At 66.6% G+C, this 21,572-nt stretch carries 27 protein-coding genes and 2 tRNA genes; 12 read left to right on the top strand and 17 right to left on the bottom strand.

Annotation, left to right across the window (positions count from 1 at the left end; genetic code table 11):
* Positions 1-8 precede the first annotated feature (8 nt).
* Entirely contained in the window at positions 9-977 is a 969-nt protein-coding gene (locus tag ACFQ27_RS11335) for a FecR family protein (protein WP_377353660.1), read from the bottom strand.
* A 100-nt stretch (positions 978-1,077) separates the two neighbouring features.
* Positions 1,078-1,599: an RNA polymerase sigma factor gene (locus tag ACFQ27_RS11330; protein WP_374344744.1), complete on the bottom strand. Its 522-nt coding sequence runs from the start codon at positions 1,597-1,599 to the stop codon at positions 1,078-1,080.
* A 161-nt stretch (positions 1,600-1,760) separates the two neighbouring features.
* Between ACFQ27_RS11330 and ACFQ27_RS11325 the strand changes: the two genes are divergently transcribed.
* The 5 genes from ACFQ27_RS11325 to ACFQ27_RS11305 are packed head-to-tail and all read left to right on the top strand — an operon-like array spanning position 1,761 to position 6,023.
* Positions 1,761-2,474, top strand: a complete 714-nt coding sequence (locus ACFQ27_RS11325; protein ID WP_377353667.1) for a thermostable hemolysin — start codon at positions 1,761-1,763, stop codon at positions 2,472-2,474.
* Positions 2,471-3,916 (top strand): AMP-binding protein, encoded by a 1,446-nt coding sequence (locus ACFQ27_RS11320; protein ID WP_377353659.1) that lies wholly within the window; start codon positions 2,471-2,473, stop codon positions 3,914-3,916. The genes ACFQ27_RS11325 and ACFQ27_RS11320 overlap by 4 nt, the downstream gene beginning before the upstream one ends.
* 8 nt (positions 3,917-3,924) lie before the next feature.
* Positions 3,925-4,605 (top strand): TenA family transcriptional regulator, encoded by a 681-nt coding sequence (locus ACFQ27_RS11315; protein ID WP_377353658.1) that lies wholly within the window; start codon positions 3,925-3,927, stop codon positions 4,603-4,605.
* Positions 4,595-5,350, top strand: coding sequence for an SDR family NAD(P)-dependent oxidoreductase (locus ACFQ27_RS11310; protein ID WP_377353657.1), 756 nt, complete (start codon positions 4,595-4,597; stop codon positions 5,348-5,350). Before ACFQ27_RS11315 ends, ACFQ27_RS11310 begins: the two co-directional genes overlap by 11 nt.
* Before the next feature lie 16 nt (positions 5,351-5,366).
* Positions 5,367-6,023: a hypothetical protein gene (locus tag ACFQ27_RS11305; RefSeq protein WP_374344752.1), complete on the top strand. Its 657-nt coding sequence runs from the start codon at positions 5,367-5,369 to the stop codon at positions 6,021-6,023.
* Positions 6,024-6,053: 30 nt separating this feature from the next.
* Here ACFQ27_RS11305 and ACFQ27_RS11300 read toward each other — a convergent pair.
* From ACFQ27_RS11300 to ACFQ27_RS11250, 11 genes are all read right to left on the bottom strand, one after another.
* Positions 6,054-6,129 (bottom strand) — tRNA-Phe (locus tag ACFQ27_RS11300).
* Positions 6,130-6,196: 67 nt separating this feature from the next.
* On the bottom strand, positions 6,197-6,364 hold the full coding sequence (locus ACFQ27_RS11295; RefSeq protein WP_374344755.1) for a DNA gyrase inhibitor YacG: 168 nt from the start codon (positions 6,362-6,364) through the stop codon (positions 6,197-6,199).
* Positions 6,361-7,401 carry a ribonuclease E/G gene (locus ACFQ27_RS11290; protein ID WP_377353656.1) on the bottom strand — a complete coding sequence of 347 codons (1,041 nt, stop codon included), beginning with the start codon at positions 7,399-7,401 and terminating at the stop codon, positions 6,361-6,363. The genes ACFQ27_RS11295 and ACFQ27_RS11290 overlap by 4 nt, the downstream gene beginning before the upstream one ends.
* Positions 7,398-7,979, bottom strand: coding sequence for a Maf family protein (locus ACFQ27_RS11285; protein ID WP_377353666.1), 582 nt, complete (start codon positions 7,977-7,979; stop codon positions 7,398-7,400). The genes ACFQ27_RS11290 and ACFQ27_RS11285 overlap by 4 nt, the downstream gene beginning before the upstream one ends.
* Before the next feature lie 17 nt (positions 7,980-7,996).
* The gene (gene infA, locus ACFQ27_RS11280; RefSeq protein WP_111458197.1) at positions 7,997-8,215 is read right to left on the bottom strand and encodes a translation initiation factor IF-1; all 219 of its coding nucleotides are present in this window, start codon (positions 8,213-8,215) and stop codon (positions 7,997-7,999) included.
* Between the two features lie 124 nt (positions 8,216-8,339).
* Positions 8,340-8,789 carry an arsenate-mycothiol transferase ArsC gene (locus tag ACFQ27_RS11275; RefSeq protein ID WP_374344760.1) on the bottom strand — a complete coding sequence of 150 codons (450 nt, stop codon included), beginning with the start codon at positions 8,787-8,789 and terminating at the stop codon, positions 8,340-8,342.
* Between the two features lie 21 nt (positions 8,790-8,810).
* Positions 8,811-9,290, bottom strand: a complete 480-nt coding sequence (locus tag ACFQ27_RS11270) for a UPF0262 family protein (protein WP_374344762.1) — start codon at positions 9,288-9,290, stop codon at positions 8,811-8,813.
* 156 nt (positions 9,291-9,446) lie between these two features.
* Positions 9,447-10,094 (bottom strand): SH3 domain-containing protein, encoded by a 648-nt coding sequence (locus tag ACFQ27_RS11265; RefSeq protein ID WP_377353655.1) that lies wholly within the window; start codon positions 10,092-10,094, stop codon positions 9,447-9,449.
* A gap of 56 nt (positions 10,095-10,150) precedes the next feature.
* The gene (locus ACFQ27_RS11260; protein WP_377353654.1) at positions 10,151-11,446 is read right to left on the bottom strand and encodes a mechanosensitive ion channel family protein; all 1,296 of its coding nucleotides are present in this window, start codon (positions 11,444-11,446) and stop codon (positions 10,151-10,153) included.
* A gap of 64 nt (positions 11,447-11,510) precedes the next feature.
* Positions 11,511-12,791 (bottom strand): histidinol dehydrogenase, encoded by a 1,281-nt coding sequence (gene hisD / locus ACFQ27_RS11255; RefSeq protein WP_377353652.1) that lies wholly within the window; start codon positions 12,789-12,791, stop codon positions 11,511-11,513.
* A gap of 41 nt (positions 12,792-12,832) precedes the next feature.
* Positions 12,833-13,258, bottom strand: coding sequence for a DUF2948 family protein (locus ACFQ27_RS11250; protein ID WP_377353651.1), 426 nt, complete (start codon positions 13,256-13,258; stop codon positions 12,833-12,835).
* Positions 13,259-13,580: 322 nt separating this feature from the next.
* On the opposite strand from ACFQ27_RS11250, the gene ACFQ27_RS11245 reads away from it, so the two are divergent.
* A tRNA-Thr gene (locus ACFQ27_RS11245) sits at positions 13,581-13,655 on the top strand.
* Positions 13,656-14,078: 423 nt separating this feature from the next.
* A complete protein-coding gene (locus ACFQ27_RS11240) occupies positions 14,079-14,909 on the top strand; it encodes a S1 family peptidase (protein ID WP_377353650.1) in 831 nt (276 codons plus the stop codon).
* Between the two features lie 105 nt (positions 14,910-15,014).
* Here the strand turns inward: ACFQ27_RS11240 and ACFQ27_RS11235 are convergent, their stop codons facing one another.
* The gene (locus ACFQ27_RS11235) at positions 15,015-15,446 is read right to left on the bottom strand and encodes a hypothetical protein (RefSeq protein ID WP_377353649.1); all 432 of its coding nucleotides are present in this window, start codon (positions 15,444-15,446) and stop codon (positions 15,015-15,017) included.
* 598 nt (positions 15,447-16,044) lie between these two features.
* Positions 16,045-16,515, bottom strand: a complete 471-nt coding sequence (locus ACFQ27_RS11230) for a hypothetical protein (RefSeq protein ID WP_374345543.1) — start codon at positions 16,513-16,515, stop codon at positions 16,045-16,047.
* Between ACFQ27_RS11230 and ACFQ27_RS11225 the strand changes: the two genes are divergently transcribed.
* Positions 16,453-16,989, top strand: a complete 537-nt coding sequence (locus tag ACFQ27_RS11225; protein ID WP_377353648.1) for a DUF2239 family protein — start codon at positions 16,453-16,455, stop codon at positions 16,987-16,989. The two genes, ACFQ27_RS11230 and ACFQ27_RS11225, sit on opposite strands and share 63 nt — an antisense overlap.
* Before the next feature lie 10 nt (positions 16,990-16,999).
* Here ACFQ27_RS11225 and ACFQ27_RS11220 read toward each other — a convergent pair whose 3' ends face one another.
* A complete protein-coding gene (locus ACFQ27_RS11220; RefSeq protein WP_377353647.1) occupies positions 17,000-17,857 on the bottom strand; it encodes a hypothetical protein in 858 nt (285 codons plus the stop codon).
* On the opposite strand from ACFQ27_RS11220, the gene ACFQ27_RS11215 reads away from it, so the two are divergent.
* The 4 genes from ACFQ27_RS11215 (at position 17,847) to ACFQ27_RS11200 (ending at position 20,400) form a co-directional block, all read left to right on the top strand.
* Positions 17,847-18,008 carry a hypothetical protein gene (locus ACFQ27_RS11215; RefSeq protein ID WP_377353646.1) on the top strand — a complete coding sequence of 54 codons (162 nt, stop codon included), beginning with the start codon at positions 17,847-17,849 and terminating at the stop codon, positions 18,006-18,008. The two genes, ACFQ27_RS11220 and ACFQ27_RS11215, sit on opposite strands and share 11 nt — an antisense overlap.
* A gap of 50 nt (positions 18,009-18,058) precedes the next feature.
* Positions 18,059-18,457, top strand: a complete 399-nt coding sequence (locus ACFQ27_RS11210) for a hypothetical protein (RefSeq protein ID WP_377353645.1) — start codon at positions 18,059-18,061, stop codon at positions 18,455-18,457.
* Positions 18,458-18,523: 66 nt separating this feature from the next.
* Positions 18,524-18,970, top strand: coding sequence for a MarR family winged helix-turn-helix transcriptional regulator (locus ACFQ27_RS11205; protein ID WP_377353644.1), 447 nt, complete (start codon positions 18,524-18,526; stop codon positions 18,968-18,970).
* A complete protein-coding gene (locus ACFQ27_RS11200; RefSeq protein ID WP_374344804.1) occupies positions 18,967-20,400 on the top strand; it encodes an MFS transporter in 1,434 nt (477 codons plus the stop codon). Before ACFQ27_RS11205 ends, ACFQ27_RS11200 begins: the two co-directional genes overlap by 4 nt.
* A 56-nt stretch (positions 20,401-20,456) precedes the next feature.
* Here ACFQ27_RS11200 and ACFQ27_RS11195 read toward each other — a convergent pair whose 3' ends face one another.
* On the bottom strand, positions 20,457-21,461 hold the full coding sequence (locus ACFQ27_RS11195; protein ID WP_374344806.1) for an NAD(P)H-dependent flavin oxidoreductase: 1,005 nt from the start codon (positions 21,459-21,461) through the stop codon (positions 20,457-20,459).
* Positions 21,462-21,572 lie beyond the last annotated feature (111 nt).

Raw genomic sequence — 21,572 nt, 5'->3', positions numbered from 1 at the left:
AACCTGGTCTAGCGTAAGGTGATTTTGCCCCCGCCGCGATCCACGTTCAGCGCGAGATACTTGGCCAGGCGGTCGACCAGGGCGTCCTGGTCAGCCAGGTCGAGGACGCCAGAGAACCGCATGCGCGCCGCCCGGGGCGACAGCGCGATTGGCGTGGCGTAGCGGCGGTTGAGGTCGGCGACAATCTCGGTAAGGGGGCGGTCGTCACAGACCAGCCGCCCCATTGTCCAGCCGAAGGCCGCATCCGGATCGACGCTGGCCTGAACCGACTTGGCCGCACCGACCTGATGACGCAGTTCCTGCCCCCGGACCAGCCGCGCCACAGGCTGCGGCCCCAGGTCCGGTTGCCGGACCTCAACCACGCCCCGGCGGACCGTGACCACCACCTGGCGGTCGTCTTGGCGGATGTTGAAGGCTGTGCCGACCACCTTCACCTGCTGGTCCCCGACATCGATCAGAAACGGGCGGCGGGGATCATGGGCGACGTCAAAGGCCGCCTGGGCGCCGTCGAGCTTCACGCGCCGGGCGCCCCAGCCAAGTCGCACGGTCATCCTGGAGCGGGCGTCCAGCCGGATCTGGGTGCCGTCGGTCAGGTCGACCTCGCGGGTCTCGCCCTGGCCGGTCTGATAGACGACGGGAACGCCCTGATACCCGCGCCACGCCACCGGAAGGATGAACAGCGCCGCTGCTGCGGCCGCCGCCGCGGGCATCCAGACCCGGCGGGGTCGGCGCGGCGCAAAGGCCACGACATTGCCTCGGGCCGCGATCTCGCGCAGCCCGGCCGCGTTGGCGTCGATCTCCGCCGAGAGCGCCTCGACCGCCTCGTAGGCCTCAAGATGCGCGGGATCCGCCTCCAGCCAGTCGGTCAGCGCGGCCCAGTCCTCAGGCGTGGCGTCTTCGGCCTCGACCCGGATGAGCCAGGCCAAGGCTTCCTCGCGCAAGGCGTCCGCCGCCGGATTCTCGGCGTCGTCGGTCATATCGCGGCGGTCCTGTCGGCGGGTGTCATCATGGTCCTCGCCCCAATGACGCCACAATGGGCCAGGCGCCTCCAAAAAATCTTCATGGCGATCTCTGGCCTCATCGCCCGACCCTTGCAGCAATGCGCTTCAGGCTGGCCATCAGGTACTTTTCCACGCTCGATCTGGACACGCCCATAGCCTGCGCTGTCTCGGCGTGGCTCAGGCCTTCCAGCTTGTGCAGGCGAAAGGCCTCCTTGACCGGCGCCGGCAAGCTGTCCACCGCCTCCATGATGCGGGCCAGGCGTTGGCGGGCGGCCACGACCTCGTCTGCGGGCGGCGCGTCGGCGATGTCCTGCCCCCCAGCAGAGGCGGTCTGGCTGTCGCGCCAGTCCGCATCCCGGCGCCCCGCGCGCCGCTGCTGCTTGAGCCGGTCCAGCATCAGGTTCGTACCGAGCCGGTACAGATAGGCGCCAGGATTGAGAATCTCCTCCTCCGGCGGCGGGGTGATCTTCAGATAGAGATCCTGGACCAGGTCTTCCGCCGCGCTCTCCGAGCGCAGGCGCACCCGGAAATAGCGCACCAGCTCGTCGCGTCGCGCGAGATAGGCGGCAAGCAGCGGATGCGGGTCGGTGGTGTCCAAGGCGGCTCCGCCCCGCCTGATTCCGGGGTCGGGGCGATCATCGCCAAGCCCCCGTCCGCCGCAAATCGAAAAAGCGATGAGGTGGTCGTCCCAGCACGTCGTCATGCCGGTCGAACAGGTGCGGCCCGGCCGCGCGCCGAGGGAGACGAGCCTTGCTGAAAGTGATGATGGAGGATGACGGCGCGCCCGCCGGAAGCCTGACATTCGACGCCGAACGCCTGAGGCGCTTCACGCGCCTGGAGCCGAAGGTGATCTCGATCCATCACCTGCTGCGCCCCGAGCGCCTGCGGGTGGAGGCGTTTCTCGAGGCGGCCTACGCCCGCGCCTTCGATGGCCGCATCCGGAGCCACTACCCGACCCTCATGAGCCTGCAGGACCGCAGCGGCCAGATCCACGCCGCCGTCGGCTTCCGCACCGCCGCGGCCGGGCCGCTGTTCCTGGAGCAGTATCTCGACGCGCCGGTCGAGACCGCACTCTCCGCGGCCTTCGGTGATGTGGCCCGGTCCGAGGTGGCCGAAATCGGCAACCTGGCGTCAGAGAGCCCCGGCGCCTCGCTTTTTCTGTTCCTGGCGCTGGCTCGACACCTCCATGGCCTGGGCTGCGCCTACGCCGTTGCGACGGCGACCCGGCAACTGCGCCGTGGCTTCGCCCGGGTCGGCTTCGAGACAATCACCCTGAGCGCTGCGCGCCCGGAGCGCCTGGGCGAACGCGCCGACGACTGGGGCGGATACTACGACCGCGACCCTGAAGTGATGGCGGGCCCCATCGCCCCGGCGCTTCCCGCGCTGGGACGGATGCTGGTGTCAGAGCCGGCGCCCGCCGCCGAGGTGCTGCCACGGCTTCACCCTGATCTCAGCAATGGAGAGTCTCAATGAGCCGCGTTCTCGACGCCGTTGAGCGCTACGCCCGCATCCGCCCGAACACCGTGGCGATCTCGGGCGCGGAGACCGATCTGACCTGGAGCGCCCTCGCCCAAGAGGTCGAGGCGGCCGCCGCGCGGCTCGCGAAGCTGGGCGCCGACATGCCCGCCGGCGCACCGGTCGCCATCGCCCTGGACAATGGGCCGGCGTGGGTGGTGCTGGACCTCGCCCTGGTGCGGCTCGGCTGGCCGAGCCTGCCGATCCCCGGCTTCTTCACGCCCGCTCAACGCGATCACGCCCTGGCGGACGCCGGCTCGGGCCTATTGATCACCGCTGAGGGTCCAGGCCTCGACCTGGCGATCGGCCAGACCTTGCTGAAGGCGCAACAGCTCGACGTCTCGCCGGTGCGGCTGCCCGAAGGGACCGCCAAGATCACCTACACCTCCGGCTCGACGGGGCAGCCCAAGGGGGTTTGCCTGTCGTTGGCCCAGATGGAGGCGGTGGCCCAATCGCTCGTTGAGGTGCTGGGCGAGGACTATGCCGGGCGGCATCTGCCGCTGCTGCCGCTTTCGATCCTGCTGGAGAATGTCGCCGGCCTCTATCCGATCCTGCTGGCCGGGGGCTGCTATCGGGTGCTGCCCCCGGCGGTGCTGGGCTTGGCTGAACCCTTCAGGCCGGATCTGCCGCGCCTGATCGCCGCCATCGCCACCGAGGGCGCGACCAGCCTGATCCTGGTCCCGGAACTCCTGCGGGCGATCATGATGGTGATGGCCTTCACCGGCGCCCGGTTCCCCGCGCTCAATCTCGTCGCCGTCGGCGGGGCGAAGGTTTCTCCGCAACTGCTCGCGCAAGCCGACCAGCTCGGCCTGCCCGTGTATGAGGGCTACGGCCTCAGCGAATGCGCCTCCGTGGTGGCGCTGAACACGCCCCAGGGCCGCAAGGCCGGCGCCGTCGGTCGCCCCCTGCCCCATCTGCAGGTCGAGCTCGATCCCGACGGGGAGATCATTGTCGGCCCATCCCCGTTCCTGGGCTATGCCGGGCGCACAGCCCATCAAGGTCCGGTGCGCACCGGCGATATCGGCAGCTTCGACGCCGATGGCTTCCTGCGCATCGAGGGGCGCCGCGGCAACACCATCATCAACGCCTTCGGCCGCAACATCGCGCCGGAGTGGGTGGAGTCCGAGCTGACCGCCCAGCCGGAGATCCGGCAGGCCATCGTCTACGGCGAGGCCCAGGCCGAGTTGAGCGCGCTGATCGTACCGCTGTCGCCGGACATGCCCGAGGCCGCCGTGGCCCAGGCCGTGGAACGCGCCAACCAGAACCTGCCCGAATACGCCCAGGTCCGCCGCTGGCGGACCCGCGCCCCCCTGGACCCCGCCGCCGGTGAACTGACCGGCAACGGTCGTCCCCGTCGCGCCGCCATTCTGGCCGCCACCCTCGTCGAACCTGCTGAATAGGAGCCGCCGTGACCTTCTTCGTCCGACTGATCACCGAGACCCTGGAGGGCCAACAGGCCCTCGCCGCCACCCCGCAGATCCAGGATGGCCTTGTCGGCCGCATCTCGCTTGAGACCTACATCGCCTACCTGACCGAGGCCTATCACCACGTGAAGCACACCGTGCCGCTGATGCAGGCGGCCCGGGCCAGGCTCGACGCCAGCCGCGCTCGGTTCGTTGAGGCCTTGGACGAGTACATCGAGGAAGAGACGGGGCACGAGGCCTGGATCCTCAATGACATCCGGAATTGTGGCGGCGACGCTGAATCCGTCCGGACCGGCGAGCCGCGCGCGGCGACCCGCGAGATGGTCGAGTACGTCTACGACTACATCGCCCGCAAGAACCCGATGGGCTTCTTCGGCATGGTCCTGGTGCTGGAGGGTACAAGCGTCCGCCTGGCGACCCAGGGGGCCCAGGCCGTGGCCGAGAGCCTGAACCTCGGGCCGCAGTGCTTCTCCTATCTGACCTCCCACGGGGCGCTGGACCAGGACCATCTGGTGTTCTTCCAGAAGCTCATGGACCAGGTCGATGATCCTGAAGACCAGGCGGCCATCATCGAGGTGGCCCAGGGCGTGTTCACCCGTTTCGCCGCCGTCTTCGCCTCAATCCCCCACACTCAGACTGCGAAGGAACCGGCCCATGTCCTTTAAGAACAAGCAGGTTTTGATCACCGGCGGATCGGGCGGCCTCGGTGCGCTGCTGACCCGCCAGTTCGTCGGCGACGGCGCCCAGGTCACCGTGCTGGACCGAGCCGAACCTTCTGCAGGCGTCAAATTCATCCGCGCCGACCTCTCCACGGCGGACGGCCTTGAGGCCGCGGCGAGCGCGGTGGCTGGTGGCGACTGGGATGTGCTGGTCAATCTGGCGGGGATCCAGCATTTCGGCCCCCTGGAGCGCGAGGCCCCGGCCCATCTCGTGGCCAGCTACCTGGTCAACCTGGTGGCCCCCGTGCGCCTGACCCAGGCTGTCCTGCCGCGCATGAAGGCCCGCGGCAGGGGTCAGATCGTCAATGTCGGCTCAATCTTCGGGTCGATAAACTTCGCCCACTTCGTCACCTACTCTAGCGCCAAGGCCGGCCTGCGCGGCTTCAGCCAGGCCCTGAGGCGCGAGATCTCAGGCTCCGGGATCGACGTGACCTACATCGCCCCGCGGGCCGTTCGAACAGCCCTGAACAGCCCGGCGGTCCTAGAGTTCGCCCGCCTCACCCAGATGAACATGGACGAGCCCGCTGTGATCGCGGCGCGGGTCTTTCAGGCGATCCAGGCGCGAAAACGCGACGTCTATTTCGGCTTCCCGGAGAGCCTGTTCGTGCGGATCAACGCTCTATTTCCCGGGCTCGTGGACCGCGCCCTGTTCGCCAACGACCGCAAAGCCGCCCGCCTGTTCGCCGGCTGAGCCCCAGGAGTTCCTCATGCACCTCAAGTCCCTTCTGGTCGCCGTAGCCGCCCTGTCCGTGGCCGCACCCGCCCTGGCCGCTGACAGTCTCGACGCCCGATTGGACGGCCTGGCCAAGGCCTGGGCCCATGCCAACTTCGAAATTCGCGACAAGGCCGCTCAGTCTGAAGAAGCGGCTCGGGTCGCGGCTCAGGCTGAAGGCCTGGCGAAGCAGTACCCAGGGCGCGCCGAACCATTGGTCTGGGAAGCCATCGCCCTATCCACCGAAGCCGGCGCCAAAGGCGGCCTGGGCGGTCTGGCCCTCGCCAAGTCCGCCAAGGGCCTGCTCGAGCAGGCCGAACGCATCAATCCGGCCGCGCTAGGCGACGGCTCGGTCTACACCAGCCTCGGCTCTCTCTACGCTCAGGTTCCAGGCTTCCCGATCGGCTTCGGCGACCCGGCCAAGGCCCGCGCCTATCTGCAGAAGGCCGTGAGCGCCAACCCCAATGGCGTCGACTCCAACTACTTCTGGGGCGATTTCCTGTTCCGCCAGGGAGACTATGCGGGGTCCGTGAAGGCCCTTGAGCGCGCCGCCGCCGCCCCTGCCCGCCCAGGCCGGGAGGTCGCCGACCGGGGCCGCCACGCCGACGTCCTCAATCTCCTGGCCCAGGCGCGCCGCAAAGCGCACGGGTGAGCGCGCGTCGAACTCGATGTGAAAGAAAGGTGGTGCCTGGGGCCGGAATCGAACCAGCGACACGCGGATTTTCAATCCGCTGCTCTACCAACTGAGCTACCCAGGCTTGGGTCCGTCGACGCGGGAGGCGTGTCTATAGAAGAGGCCCCGGCCTCTGTCCAGCGGGGGATTTGTCAGAATTCACCGCTGTCGTCAGGGCGGCTCTCATCCTCTTCCTCAGCGGGCACGGCATAGGCCCCGACCAGCCAGCGCTGGAGGTCCACGTCCGCGCAGCGACGCGAGCAGAAGGGCCGGTACTCGACGCTGCGGGGTTTGTGGCAGATGGGGCAGCTGGCGCTCATTGGGCGCGAACCTCGACGCGTTCGCGGGGCCAGGCCGGGTCGGGGCTGAGGGCGAAGCGGGCGCCCATCCGGTCCGCCAGCTGGGCGATCAGGGGCTGGGCCAGCTTGGCGACGGCGGGCGTGCAGGCCGCCGTCAGCCGTGCGCCGGTCAAGACCTCGCCCTCGCTTTGCAGCGCTCGAACGAGGCGTAGGGCCAGGGTTAGGTCGGTGGGTTGACCGTCAGGACCATTGAGAATCTCGGCCACGGCCCGTCCGCGCCGGGGAATGGACAACTCCATGGTGCCGAGCCGCCCGACCGGGCCGATGGAGACGCCCGGATTGTCCGGACCAAAGGCGGCGCGCGCCGTGGTCATCAGCGCATTGCCGTCATGTCCGCGCCCCACCAGGTCCAGGATGACGATGCCGCCCAGGCCCTTCAGCCGGAGCAACCGCGCCGATTCGGAAAGGGCGGTGAGATTGGCCTGGCGGGTGACCCGCTTGGCGTCAGGGCCCTTGCGCTCGCCAAGATCGACGTCGATGGCCACCAGGGCGCGGGTCGGTTCGATGGCGATGTCCCCGCCGCCCGGCAGCGGATGGAAGACCTCCAGCGCCTCAGCCTCGGCGCGGTCGGCCATCTCGCGGGCCACGCGCCCACCAGTGATCTCTGCGTCCTTGGCGAAGGCGCGCAACTGATCGGCCAGACCCGGCGCTGGCGCGATGACACGCGGCTGTCCCTCGGCCGGCCCGATCGCGCGAACGGTCGCAAGCTTGCCGTTGCGCGGCTCGCTACGGACCTCGACTTCGAGCAGTTGCCCCTGCACCGGCCGCTCATCCGGCTTGTACGACATCAGGGCTTCCAGCCCGCCGGCCAACTCCAGGAAGGCCGAGGCGAAGGCGGGCTCCACCTTGCGCACACGGGCCGCAAGACGCGCGCCCAGGCGGGTCGCCGCGGCGTCGCCATCGCGCTCGATCAGCAGGCGCTCCGGCCGCCCGTCCAGGGTCACAACCCCACGCTGCTCGCCGATGGACGCATCGAGATAGAGCTTGCGCACGCTCATGATCGCTTGAACCCCACGCCATCGAGCAGGCAGGCCGTCTCATAAAGCGGCAGGCCGACCACCGCCGGGTAGGACCCCTGGATGGCCATGACGAAGGCGCCGGCCTGGCCCTGGATCGCATAGCCGCCGGCCTTGCCGATCCCCTCGCCGAGGGCGAGGTAGGCGTCAATCTCGGCCGTCGAAAGGCGCTTGAAATGCAGCCGAGTCTCGACAAGGCGGGCCACGGCCCGCCCGCCCGGAGCGTGGACGGCCACAGCTGTCAGCACCTTGTGGGCGCGGCCGGACAGCAACTCCAGGCAGCTACGCCCTTCCACCAGCGTCTCCACCTTAGGCAGAATCCGACGCCCGACGGCCACCACCGTATCGGCGGCGAGCACATAGGCGTCCGGGTGCGTGACCGCGACCTTTGCGGCCTTGCCCTTCGCCAGGCGCAAGGCCAGGCGCCGCGGGGTCTCGTCTCTCTGTGGGGTCTCGTCGATCTCGGCGGCGTCCACCAGGTCGGGGACCAGGCCCATCTGGGCCAGAAGATCGAGCCGCCTGGGACTCGCGGAAGCCAGCACCAGGCGCGGCGACGTCATCGGGGGCAAGCGCCCTCTTAGCGGACGCGGAAGGTGATGCGACCCTTGGTCAGGTCGTACGGCGTCATTTCCACCAGCACCTTGTCGCCGGCCGAGACGCGGATGCGGTTCTTGCGCATCTTGCCCGCGGTGTGGGCGATGATCTCGTGGTCGTTCTCGAGCTTCACGCGGAAGGTCGCGTTCGGCAGGACCTCGCTGACCGTGCCGGGGAATTCGAGGAGTTCTTCTTTAGCCATAGAGGCTCCAAGTAGGCGTTCGATAAAATGAAACGGCCCACGCCTGAATCGGGGCGCGAGCCGTGAACAGGGCCGCCTTATAACTCAAGCCCCCCCTTAAGGTCGACTGGCCTCTTGCCGCGGCCTAACGGGGCGCGCCGAAGCGCTCAGCGATGCGGGCCGCCAGGGAATCACGCACTTCGCGATAGGCCGCCAGCCGCGCCTCCCGGGAGCCTTCGCTCAGCGTCGGATCGTGGGTCGGCCAGTATTCGATCTCCACCGCCCTGCCCCGCGTCATCTCCACCGCCCGGTGCTGGGCCTCCGGCGTCAGCGAGATGACCAGGTCGAAGGCGCTGGCTTCCAATTGATCAAAGGTCTTGGCCCGGTGGTCGGACAGATCGCAGCTGACCTCGGCCATCACCGCCTCAACGAAGGGATCGACGGGCGGCGCGTCAGGGTCGTCGTGCTTCAGCCCGCAGCTGTCCACATAGATGCGCTGTCCAACCAAGCGCTTCAGCAACGCCTCAGCCATGGGCGAGCGCACCCGATTGAAGTTGCAGGCGAAGAGAACCGCATCAGGCAGACGCGGTCGCAAAGCTGGGGGCTCCATCGGCGCCTAGCCCCGCCAGTGCAGCGCGCAGATCAGGGTGAACAGTCGCCGCGCCGTATCCAGGTCGGTCTCGATCTTGCCTTGCAGACGGGTTTGCAGCAGCTGCGACGCCTCGTTGTGCAGGCCACGGCGGCCCATGTCCAAGGCCTCGATCTGCTGGGGCGTCGAGTTGCGGATCGCCTGATAGTAGCTCTCGCAGATCATGAAGTAGTCCTTGATCAGCGGGCGGAACGGCGACAGCGACAGGATATGCCGGCGCTCATAGCTCGGTCCTGTGACATCCAGGACCAGCCGGTTCTCCATCAACCCCATTTTCAGGTCATAGGGGCCGGCCTCGGCGCCCTCGGGGCGAAAGAAGTTCTGTTCCAGCAGATCGAAGATCGCGATCTGCCGCTCCTGCTCCTGGTCGCGCGACACCGCCGCGAGGGAATCCTCGTCGATATGGACGCTCTGCAGGCGGTGTTGTGTGCGGTCTTCGTCGGCCATGAGGGGTCGCTGCGGAAGGCTGAGCCGAGATGTAGTGCAAGCCGCCCCCCGACGTCATCCCGCCTTCACGCTTCAAGCGCTGCGAATACGAAAAAAGCGCCCGACGCGGGGGGCGTCGGGCGCAGGCTCTACCGGAGGGGAGGAACCGCCGAAGGGTTAGTAGCCGTAGGACGCGTACTGGTAGCCGCTCGCCGGGCGGACATAGGCGCCGTGGACATAGCCCACGCCGACCCCGTTCTGGCCGACCAGGATCCAGTCCGTGCCGCGAACGCGGGCGATGGCCTGGAACCGCTCACCGGCCGCCAGCTGGCCCACCTTGCGGGCCGAGGTGGTGGGCGCGCCGCGCAGGTTCAGGGTCGTGTTGGCGGCGAACAGGCCGTTCTCGCGCACATACTTGGCCGGCGAGATCTGGCCGCTCAGGCGCAGGCCGCCGTGGGTGTAGGTGGCCGGCGCGCTGTAGGCCTCGCCGTAGCCGTAGGCGGCCTGGGCCTGATCCGTCCGCTGCATCTTGCAGCCGACATAAGAGCCGGTCGCCGCGCCGACCACGGCGCCGATGGCCGTCCCCGTGCCGCGGTCGTTCTTGGCCAGGTTCGAGCCGGCCGCCGCGCCCAGCAGGGCGCCGATCAGCGCACCGCCGGCCTGCTTGCCGCCAGGCGCATCGCAGCTGACGACGGAGCCAAGGCCGCCGCCCGTCGGGGCGCGGTAGTCCTGGGCCGAAGCGGTCGAGACGGCGCCCGCAGTGATCGCGCCGGCCAGAGTGGCGGCGATCGCGCCGCGCATCAGCTTGGAGGTCAGTTGGGTCATGGGTGGTCTCCGTTCAGAATGTGTCCGGAACCCTCTCGAGCTCCGATGACGCCACCCTAGGACCTCGAACCTGAACCTCCTCGGGGCGGGGCTGACAGTTTCTGTTCAGCTTTCGGATCCAGCGGCGCCTCGACGACATCCGGATCAGCAGGGGTCTCCCGGTCGAGCTTTGCGGTCGGGATCGTGGGCGCAGGCGCGCCGACCGGGCGATAGGCCAGTTCAACCCCTTCCCGTTCGAAGGCGAGCTTGAGCCGGCGATTGTACTCTCGCCCGACACTCCATTGGTCACGAGGGTGGGTGGTCACCCGCGCCTTCAGCAGCACCCCCATAGGATCCAGACGATCAACGCCCAGGACTTCAAAGGGACGGATGATCTTGCGGCCGAAGTCAGGGTCACGCCGCATCTCGTCGCCCAGGTCCCCCATCACACGCAAGGCGTGGTCGATGTCGGAGCCGTAGGTGACCATCACCTCGAACACATAGGAGGAGAAGGTCTTAGTCCGGTTGTGGATCACCTGGGCCTCGGAATAGGGGAAGATGTGCAGGGTGCCGTTTTGGTCCCGGAGGCGGATTGTGCGCAGGGTCATGGCCTCGACCGCCCCCCCGAACTCGGCGATCTGAACATTGTCTCCCACCGAGACTACGTCCTCGGCGATCAGGAACAGCCCGGTCAAAAAGTCCTTCACAAGGGTCTGAGCGCCGAAGCCGATGGCGACACCGACCACACCGGCGCTGGCCAACAGGGGCCCAACCTTGACGCCGATCTCGGAGAGGAAGGTCAAGGTCGAGACCACCACCAGAACGGTTTGGATGAAACCGCGGATCAGGGGCCCGAGTGTGCGGACCTGAGCCGCCCGTCGGACATCGCGACTACGCTTTGCGACGCCCGCCACCAGGTGATCGACCACGAAGCCTGCAATCTCGATGGCGGCCACAGCCAGGATGATCACCCCGATGGCGCGAAGCAGAGCGCCTAGCGCTCCGCCGCCCAGGACCGACAGATCGACACCCCAAACCCCCGCCACCAGGATCAGCGCTCCGCCCAGGATCGCCAATCGGAGCAAGAGCCAGCTGAGGCCCGCGGCGCGGGGCGTTCGTGGATCCTTGACATCGGCCGGGGTGTCGGTGGCGAACCGGGCGAGCCAGCGATCAAACAATCGGCGCAGCAGTGCGATGAGGCCGAGCGCCGCCAGGACCACCACGGCAGACAGGGCGAGGTTCACCGCCACTTCCCTGCTATCGAGGCGAGCCAGGGCGGCCCAGGCCTCCCGCCCCAGGGTTATCAGTTTCTCGGCGGCCGAGGGCTGTCCATAGGCCGCGGTCTCCGCGCCTGCAGCATTGGTGACGGACATGTTGTGACGATCTCGAAGCTTGGCCCACCCGTGGGGCCGAACGTCGAGACGCCTGGGACAGTTCCTACCGGTTAAGCCGGATGGACGCGGAGCACGCATGCGCCGGCAGGCCTTCGGCCTCGGCCAGCACCCTCGTGTGCGGACCCAGCACACCGAACGAGTCCGCGTCACACTTCACGATCGAAGTCCGCTTGATGAAGTCGTAGAGCGAAAGCCCGGACGAGAACCTAGCTGCCCGGCTGGTCGGGAGCACGTGGTTTGAGCCGGCCACGTAGTCGCCGATGGCTTCGGGCGTGTAGCGGCCAAGGAAGATCGCGCCGGCGTGCCGAACCTTGTCGGACAGGCGCTCCGGCTGCTCGACAGCGAACTCGACATGCTCCGGCGCGATCAGGTCGACCAGGCCAGGCGCTGCATCAAGGGGCGCCACCACGACGGCGCCGTGATCGCGCCAGGACGCGGCCGCGACATCTCCGGTGTCCAGTTGTCCGATCTGACGCTCGACACTCGCGGCCACGGCTGCGGCGAAGGCTTCATCATCGGTGATGAGGATCGATTGCGCCGCGGGGTCATGTTCTGCCTGAGACAGCAGATCGGCGGCGATCCAATCAGGGTCGTTGGCCGCATCGGCCACCACCACAATCTCAGAAGGGCCCGCGAGCGCATCAATCCCCACGGTCCCATAGACCCGCCGCTTGGCGGCGGTCACATAGGCGTTGCCGGGGCCGACAATCTTGTCGACCGGCTTGATCGGCCCCGCGCCATAGGCGAGGCCGGCGACAGCCTGCGCCCCCCCCACACGCCAAATCTCGGTGACGCCGGCGGCTTGGGCGGCGGCGAGCACCGCGGGCTGCAGACGCCCGGGCGGCGTCACCATCGCGATCCGCGACACCCCTGCCGCTGCCGCAGGCACAGCGTTCATCAGAACGGTGGAAGGATAGGCCGCACGCCCACCTGGAACATAGATGCCGACAGCTTCAAGAGGCGTCCAACGCCAGCCAAGCTGCACGCCGGCCTCGTCTACAAAGCTCTGGTCAGCCGGCCGTTGGCGCTCGTGGTAGGCCCGGATGCGCTTCGCTGCGAAGTCGATCGCTGCGCGTACCTCAGGCGCGCACTCGGCCGCGCCGGCCGCGATCTCATCGGCCGAGACCCGCAAGGTCTCTTCCGTCAGTTCGACCCGGTCAAAGTCCTTTGAGAACCGCAACAGGGCCGCCACACCTTCGGCCTTCACGGCGGCCAGCACGTCGCGAACGGCCGCATCCACCTCTTCGGGCGTCTCACGACGCTCATCGATAAAGGCGGCGAAGGCGGCCTCGAACCCGGGGTCTGAAAATTTGAAGCTGCGCATGGCGGCTACTTAGCGATGCGGCCCGCCAGACGCCATGCCTGTCAGAGATCGTGCGTCGGAGTGCGGCGTGCGGGCCACGGCGCCGATACGTCGGCCAGGACGAGGTCCACGCACTCAACGCGCGCCCGCAGATCTCCGCCGCCCGAGAAGCTCAGGATCAGCGCGCCCCCCGGCTCTTCATCCGGTTCAAAGGCGATGGTGAGCAACTCCACCACCGCGTCGCGCGCGTGCCGGCGCAGGTTGCGAGCCTGCAGGCCCATGACCGAGCCCACCTGCAGACCACTGCGAACACGAAGGTCGGAGCCCACTTCCCAACAGTACCGGTTGAAGCCGATTGTCAGGAGCCTGCGCCGCGCATCGAATTCGATATCACCGATCTTGGCCACCGCATCTTGCAGCGCCGACGCCACAACCTTCAGGTCCTCCGCGTCGGCGGCCAGGAGTTTCAGGGGTGCGTATTCCGTCACACGTAGCCTCGATCAGAATCGTCGGGCCGCGCGAACCTACGGGCCAAACCAACGCGATTAGTCGCCCTCGCCTATCACCTCGGCGCCAGATTCGTCCTTGCTGGGTTCCCCCGGGCGAGCATTGCCCCCTGCCTTTCGGCGCCTGAGGTTCTTTCGCAGGGCTTCAGCGAGCTTGGCTTCGCGATCCGGAATTGGAGATTTCGACGGCTTTTCCATCACATACCCCCGGTGCGCTAGGGACCGGCTCACGTCAAGCACACTTTCCGCGCTTTTCCGCTTCACTCCGGCCGCGGGTTTAGCTATAGCCCCCGCCTCGCCTTTCGCCGCCGTAGCTCAGTGGTAGAGCGCATCCTTGGTAAGGCTGAGGTCGGCAGTTCAATCCTGCCCGGCGGCACCATATCCCCCGGAAAAATATAAGGTTTTTCCGGGGGACCTCATCCCACTCCCCCAGGTTTTGCCGTAATCGCAAAGTTGCGGCGCCTGATTTTTCCGAACAAAATCAATGCGCAACCAATCTCTCATTTTTGAGAGGTGGGGAATTTGCGGGAAGCAAGGATGAGGTCGCCACTGCGCATGCCGCGCCCAGACTAGCCAGGACTCGACTAGGCAGACCACTTTGTCTCCGACCGCTGTAGCCGAGCTCGGCAAAGGACCGCGATCCCTGGCACCCTTGAGCGGCTATTGGCCGACGCCGAATTGACCGTCGAGTGGGCGGACCGAACCGATGTGGGTAAGCTCGTCCAGCGAGAATTGACGGCTCTTGGAGATCACTTCGAGAGAGGATCTAGCTAGAAAATCCGAAGACTCATTGGGGGCGGCCATGCGGGGCAATATCACCACGCCGATTGCTACGGTTAGCCCCGCGGAGATGGCGGCGCTCTTCGTCCGTGCGAAATTCCGAGACCTCACCCTTGGAACCGCAACCTGTTTCACGATCCAGTCTGAGGAGCAGGTCTATGTGGTCACAAACCGGCACGTCGTCACGGGCAGGGACAATGTGACCAACGAGGTCCTCAATGAGCATGGGGCAGTGCCGGAGGCACTAGAGGTTCTTTTCCATGTTGATGTCGAACCCAACTCGCCTTGGATATTCAAACGAATTGAGCTCTATTACGACAACGAGCCGACTTGGTTTGAGCATCCAGCCTTGAGGCGACGCGCGGATCTTGTTGCAATACCGATTGAACACGATCCGATAATTCGCCTGGTGCCCCTATCCTTGGACCAGCCAGAGCTATACGGAAGCCTACACCCAACAGATATCGTTTCGGTGATCGGATATCCCTTCGGGAAGGCCATAGAGAATACCTGGCCAATTTTCAGCACCGGCTTCGTGGCATCCAATCCAGCGCTCGATTTCGAGGGGCTGCCCGTCTTCCTCATCGACTGTCGGGCGCGGAAGGGCCAGTCCGGGTCTCCAGTTATGCCGAATACCCTCTCAGTTGCAGAGGATGGCACCTCCCCGCCGGCCCTGCGTGGCAACCGTTGGATCCGCGTCAGAAAGGAATCCACCCAGTTGCTCGGCATATACAGCGGCCGAATCAGCGCCGAATCCGACCTGGGCATGGTGTGGCGCACCGATGCGCTTCGCGCCTTGGTAGATCACGCGGCAGCCGGTGGAGCCCGAGCGCGCCATCCAGATTACCCTTGAGCAAGCCCCCAAAAATTGAGGGAAACAAGGATGATGTCGCTGCATCGCTGGCGCGCTCAAGGAGGCGGCTAACCAGATACATCGCCCCGGGGGGCGGGCTAGCGATCAGGCATAGTGCCGCAACAGAGGGGCAATTCCAGGCGCGGCAGTGGTGAATTGTTCTGGAATCTCACCGCTGATGGTCGGCCATACGATCCGGATCTCCTTTTCGCTCTGAAACGCCTTGTCTTTGATGAATGCATTCGGCTCAGGCAGAATTGGCTGATCCGCACGGAAGACCCGGTTCTCATAGCGAACCGAACGCGCAGTCGGGGCACCAAGACGGTCGGGGTGGGCAGCTGCGAGACGCCGGCCCAACTCGTCAACATCCAGAATCTCGATGATCGCGGTTCTGCCCTGTTTCCGAAGTTCAACATTGGCTGGCGTCGCACAGGTGCAAAAGGCAAGCCCAGGCTGGACTAGCCGCGTTCCGGAGACACCATCGAAAGTCGCATGGACTCCTGGCCCGAGACTGAAGCCAATACGTTGGGCGATCATTGCCTCTCTAGAGCCGGACGTCACGACCCGGCGACCGGGCCATTCTAGTCGGACAGCACCATCAAGATCGTCAGCCAGGCCATTCTCCAGTGACGCGTAAGCGTGGAGCGGACGCAGGAGCAGACGCCCAGATAGCGCTCCGGCAAGATACTGCGGCTCAATAAATTTGTAGGCTCGCACGGAAGCTCATCGCTCAGCACTGGCTGCGACAACAAGAAAACCGTCGCCGCTGGCCTCCCTTGGTAGAAGCCGTCAAATGCAGTGGCCTGAAGAAGGCATGCACCCTTTCGTCCCGACAGGTCTCAAGAAGCTAACCACACAGCCTGAACCAGGTCCACGGACACCTAGCCCTCACGAAGGCAAATGAGTGCTTATGGCTCCAAATTTTCCCGCTTTGTTCTGGGGGAGAATCCGGGGAGCATGAAAGAAAATTCGCTTTATGATATTGTTTTATATATACAATTAGCGCGCCCACAAAAACCTTGGTAAGGCTGAGGTCGGCAGTTCAATCCTGCCCGGCGGCACCATGGAGACCCAAGCGTCCTGAGATGCTTGGGTCTCCGCCAATCTCCTGAAAATCAATCTAGCGCAGCCGCCGCTAGGTCACCGTCTGCAGCCGGGTGCTCAGCACACGGTCCAGCTCAGCCTTGATCGCGGCGCGTTCCCGCTCACTGGCGTCCAGTCTTTGGTGGACCAGGGTGAGCTTGGTCTGACAGTCCCCATGCTGCGCCTCGACCAGTCCAAGTCGGGCCTCAGTTCGTTCTAGCGCCGCTGTGACCGCGGACATTGCTGTCTGCACCGCATGATCTACCGCCCCCATCGTATAGGCTTGCGAGCGCTGCCGCCGGGCAAGCCAGGTCAGCAAGGTAGAGAGCCCGCCACCACCGGCGGCGCCCGTCACCACGGTGGCGATCAGCTGTCCGGCGTCTAGGTTCATCAGCATCAATCCATTTGATCCGCTTGCGTCAAATTTTGCCCGGGCTAAAATCTCGCCGAAGGAGACGCCATGGACGACCTCGATCCGCCAGAGACCTTTACCGCCTTCAGCGGCCCAAAGCGGCTGGCCCACGGCTCTTGGCCGGAGGTCTCCAGCGCCGCACAACAAGCGGCCCGCGCGGGACTAAGCCACATCGTGGTGCTCTCAGATCTGTCCGGAGAAACCCGAGATTTCGAGGCGGGCCACGCTAGCCCCCCCCAGAAGCCTGCTCGGGGGCGCCCGAAACTGGGCGTTACAGCGCGTGAAGTGACGCTCTTGCCGCGCCATTGGGACTGGCTGGCGCAGCAGCCTGGAGGGGCCTCTGCGGCCCTGCGCCGACTTGTCGAAGCCGCCCGCAAGACCTCAGAGGCCGACCCGCGCGCCGCTCAGGCCGCCATCCATCGCGCCATGACGACGCTGGCGGGAGACCTCCCCGGCTACGAAGAGGCTCTGAGGGCTTTGTACGCGCTCAATACCGCAGGCTTAGAAGCCATTGTCTGCAGTTGGCCGGACGACGTTGCGACCTACCTTGCGGCCTTGTCACGACGCTTGGGCCCGCTCCCCTGAACTAGAGCGTCTAGATGATCATGGCGGCGATCTGCGCCGCCTGGGCGACGTCAGATGAGTCCAAGCCCGAAGTCCTTTGGGTCGAACTTGTTCGCCCCGCTGTATCCGTGATCTGGCCATGAAACAGCGAAAGCGGAAGGCCCGAGAACATGTCCACCTGTTTGGCCAACGCCGTCAGCGGCGCCTCGCGATAGGTCTGGTCCGCGGCGCGCATCTGTTGGCCTAGCGCCGCCTGGGTGGCTAGATTGGCCCGTTCATTGGCCTGCCGATCCGCCGCGAGCTGGCCCAGCCACTGATTGTGCTGCTGCGCCAGCTGGGCGTTGGAGACTGCCGCCTGCTGGCGACGATCGGAGTCCTGGTTCGATAGGGCGGCGCCAGTGTTGAACATGTCCGCTAGAGACTTAGCCAGCTGCGCGTTTCGCGCCCGGGCCAGCTCGCCTTCGGTCAGCGACCGCGTGAGCGCGGCGCCGGATCCCCCAAACGCCCCCTGCTGAGCCATCTGCAAGGTCTGGCTGGCTCGCGTGCGCCCCGCGTCGGCGTCAAAGTCCGCCATCTGAGCGTTGGTGACCATGTCGCGATAGGGGTTCATGTAGGCGTTGAGGTTGTCCAAGAGGCTCGCGGCGCTGACGCTGGGTGCAGCCCGCCCCATGAGGTCGGCATACCAGTCCGCCCCACCAATCGCCTTGGGGTCTCCGCCGCCCAGCTTTGACGCACCGTTCGCCGCCATCCGCTCCAGATCCGAGACCGGCGCAACAAAGCTGTAGGGGTCCTGCTGACCAATCTGCTGAATGCGATCGGTCAGGCTCTTCGCTGCGTCGTCTACCCACGTCGTGGTGGTTGAAACCGAGAGCGACGAGGTGCTGGTCAAGCGGCTGCTGCGGGGCAGCTCGCCGGGACGCTACGACCTCGAGAGCGTCGCCGGCCCCACGCGACACGACGCCCGCCTGCGCTGGGCGGCCCACATCACCGCCATCATCCCGCCCTTCCAGGCCCGCCGGATCATCGTGCGAGGCGGCTGACCACTACAGCTTTTGATTGCGCAAAACTGTATATTTAATACATTTCACGCATGACCCCGCTCGATCTCGAAGACGCCATCGCCCAGGAGCATGAGATCGATCGGCTGATGGGCCTGGCCGATCTTCGCGCGGCTGGCGTCTCCTGGTCGGGACTATCCGCACCCCCGCATCCGCCCCGCACCGATAGTCAGATCCTGGCCGCAGCCCACGCCAAGATCCTGCGCCGGGCGGCCTGGGCCGCGTCACCTCAGGGGGACTTCACATCGATAGTCGCTAGCCTACAGCGCGCCTGCGATGCAGCCTTGAACCTGGGTGAGCGCCTGCGGTCCGCCACGGCCCGCGGCGACACCCCTTCGGCCTGCGGCGACCTGGTTCACGACATCTCCGTCCAGGTGGCCAGCGCCCTGCGCCAGGCCCGACGGCTGCGCCGCCTTTCCAGCGCCCCCTGACCGCCCAGGTTTGCGCATCCGCGGATCTTCGCCTACAAGATAGTTCGCCTATCTAACTAGATTGCCATGCCCACATCCCCCACTACCGCCGCCCCGGAGCTGCTCGCAGACGCCCTGCGCCCGCTGCTGCTGCGCCTCTCTCGCCGCCTGCGCCAGGAGGCTCAGAAGGCCGGGGTCTCCGCCCTGGACGCCCTGATCCTGGGTCAGATCCATCGCAATCCCGGCGTCGGGGTCTGCGAGCTCGCCGACGCCGAACGCCTGTCCCGCCCCACCATGAGCGGCCACGTCAAACGTCTGGAGACCGCGGGCTGGGTGGCCCGCGCCGACCATGCGGAAGACGGCCGACGCTCCGGCCTGGCCGTCACCCCCGCCGGCGACGCCCGCATCGAGGACATCCGCCGCCTGCGCAATGACTGGCTCTCCAGCCGTCTCACCCAACTTTCCGAGGCTGAACGCGACCAGATCGCCCAGGCCGCCCCCGCCCTTCTCAAGCTGCTGAGCCTCGACGCATGACCGAAGCCGCCGTCGACACCGCCGCGGAAAGCCGCGACGCCTTCACCCGAGGCTGGATCGTCCCCGGCATCATCGGCGCGGCGATGATGATGCAGACCCTCAGCGCCACGGTGCTGTCCAACGCCCTGCCCACCCTGGCCCGGGTGATGCACGAGGATCCCCTGCGCCTGAACCTGGCCATCTCGATGTACATCCTGGCCGCGGCGATCTTCCTGCCCGTCTCCGGCTGGGCGGCCGACAAGTTCGGGGCCAAGCGCGTCTTCCTGACCGCCACCATCCTCTACGCCCTGGCCTCCGCCGCCTGCGGCTTCGCCAACAACCTGACCCAGCTGGTGGCGGCCCGTTTCGTTCAGGGGATCGCCGGGGCCATGATGCTGCCGGTCGGCCGGCTTGTGCTCCTGCGCACCACGCCCAAGGCCGAACTGGTCGGCGCCATGTCGGTGCTCACCATGCCCGCCCTGCTCGGCCCGGTGATTGGCCCGCTGCTGGGCGGCGCCATCGTCACCTTCGCGGACTGGCGCTGGATCTTCTTCATGAACCTGCCCATCGCCGCCGTCGGCAGCGTGCTGATCCAGCGCTATGTGCCCAATGTCGCCGAGCAGGACGCCCCGCCCATCGACCTCATCGGCATCGTGCTGACCGGCGTCGGCCTCGCCGCCCTGATCTTCGGCTTCGAGAACCTCGGCCGCGCCTTCCTGCCGCCCCTGGCCGTCGCCGGCTTGTTCGGCTTCGGTCTCGCCTGTCTGGTCGCCTACGGCGTCTATTCCCGCAGCAACCCGCACGCCATCCTCGACCTGTCCCTGTTCAGGCTCCAGACCTTCACGGCCTCGGTGGTCGGCGGCGGCTTCATGCGCCTGGCCATGGGCGCCATGCCCTTCATGCTGGCCATGCTGCTGCAGATCGGCTTCGGCATGAGCGCCTTCCAGGCCGGCGCCATGACCTTCATCAGCGCCGCCGGCGCCCTGGTGATGAAGACCGCCGCCCCGCCCATCCTCCGCCGCTTCGGCTTCCGCCGCGTGCTCTGCGTCAACGCCGTCATCACCGGCGTCAGCTTCCTGGCCTACGCCCTCTTCAAGGCCGACACCCCGCACTATGTGATCATGCTGATCCTGCTGGTCGGCGGCTTCTTCCGGTCGCTGCAGTTCACCAGCCTGAATGGCCTGTCCTACGCCGAGATCGAGCAGCACCAGATGAGCCGGGCCTCGACCATGTCTTCCATGGCCCAACAACTGACCCAGTCCATCGGCATCGGCCTGGCCGCCACCCTGCTGCACGTCTTCATGGTCTCCCACCACCAGACCCACATGACCGTCGACACCATCTCGCCGGCCTTCTTGGTGATCGGCGGCCTGACCTTCCTCAGCCTGATCTTCTACGTCCGCCTGCCGGACAACGCGGGCGACGATATGAACGGTCGGGTCCGCAGCTAAGAAAAAGCCCCGCGCCTTGCAGCGCGGGGCCCATGCCGTTCAGCCTGAGCGTCAGCCTATTCGGCCGGCTGCAGCGCCTTGCCGGCGGTCAGCGCGGTCTTGGCCGCCAGGTCCGCCTTGGCCGCCTCATATTCGGCCGCGAACCGGTCCACCAGGTCGCCCGCCGAGGGGATGTCGTGCAGGGCGCCGATGCCCTGGCCGCAGCCCCAGATGTCCTTCCAGGCCTTGGCCTTGGTGTTGCCACCCGAACCGAAGTTCATCTTCGACGGATCCGATTCCGGCAGGTTGTCCGGGTCCAGGCCGGCCGCGATGATCGACGGCCGCAGATAGTTGCCGTGCACCCCGGTGAACAGGTTCGAATAGACGATGTCGTCGCCGCTCGAGGACACGATCATGTCCTTGTAGCCCTGCTCCGCGTTGGCCTCCTTGGTCGCGATGAAGGCCGAGCCGATATAGGCCAGGTCCGCGCCCATGGCCTGGGCGGCCAGGATGGCGGCGCCGTTGGCGATCGAGCCCGACAGAGCGATCGGCCCGTCGAACCAGGCGCGAATCTCCTGGATCAGGGCGAAGGGGCTCAGGTGCCCGGCGTGGCCGCCGGCGCCGGCGGCGACGGGAATCAGGCCATCGGCGCCCTTCTCAACCGCCTTGCGGGCGAAGCGGTCATTGATCACGTCGTGCATCACGACGCCGCCATAGGAATGCAGGGCGGCGTTCACGTCCTCGCGGGCGCCCAGCGAGGTGATGATCACCGGCACCTTGTACTTCACGCACATCTCGACGTCGTGCTCGAGCCGGTCATTGGTCTTGTGCACGATCTGGTTCACGGCGAACGGCGCCGACGGGCGGTCCGGGTTCTTGCGGTCCCAGTCGGCCAGCTCCTCGGTGATCCGCGCCAGCCATTCGTCTAGTTGGCTCGCCGGCCGTGCATTCAGAGCCGGGAATGAGCCGACGATGCCCGCCTTGCACTGGGCGATCACCAGGTCCGGATTGGAGATGATGAACAGCGGCGAGGCGATCACCGGCAGGCGGAGACGATCACGAAGAACAGGAGGCAGGGCCATGGGCGCGTTTCCAATCGATGGGGTTCTTATTTTTACAGCGTAAGCATGGTCGCCTTCACCATGCAAGACCGGCCTCGGCGTGACCTCGCGTGAACTTGACGCCCAAGCCCC

The sequence above is a fragment of the Phenylobacterium conjunctum genome, from assembly GCF_042679085.1.
GTDB lineage: Bacteria > Pseudomonadota > Alphaproteobacteria > Caulobacterales > Caulobacteraceae > Phenylobacterium > Phenylobacterium conjunctum.
This window is presented reverse-complemented; position numbering and strand designations above follow the sequence as displayed.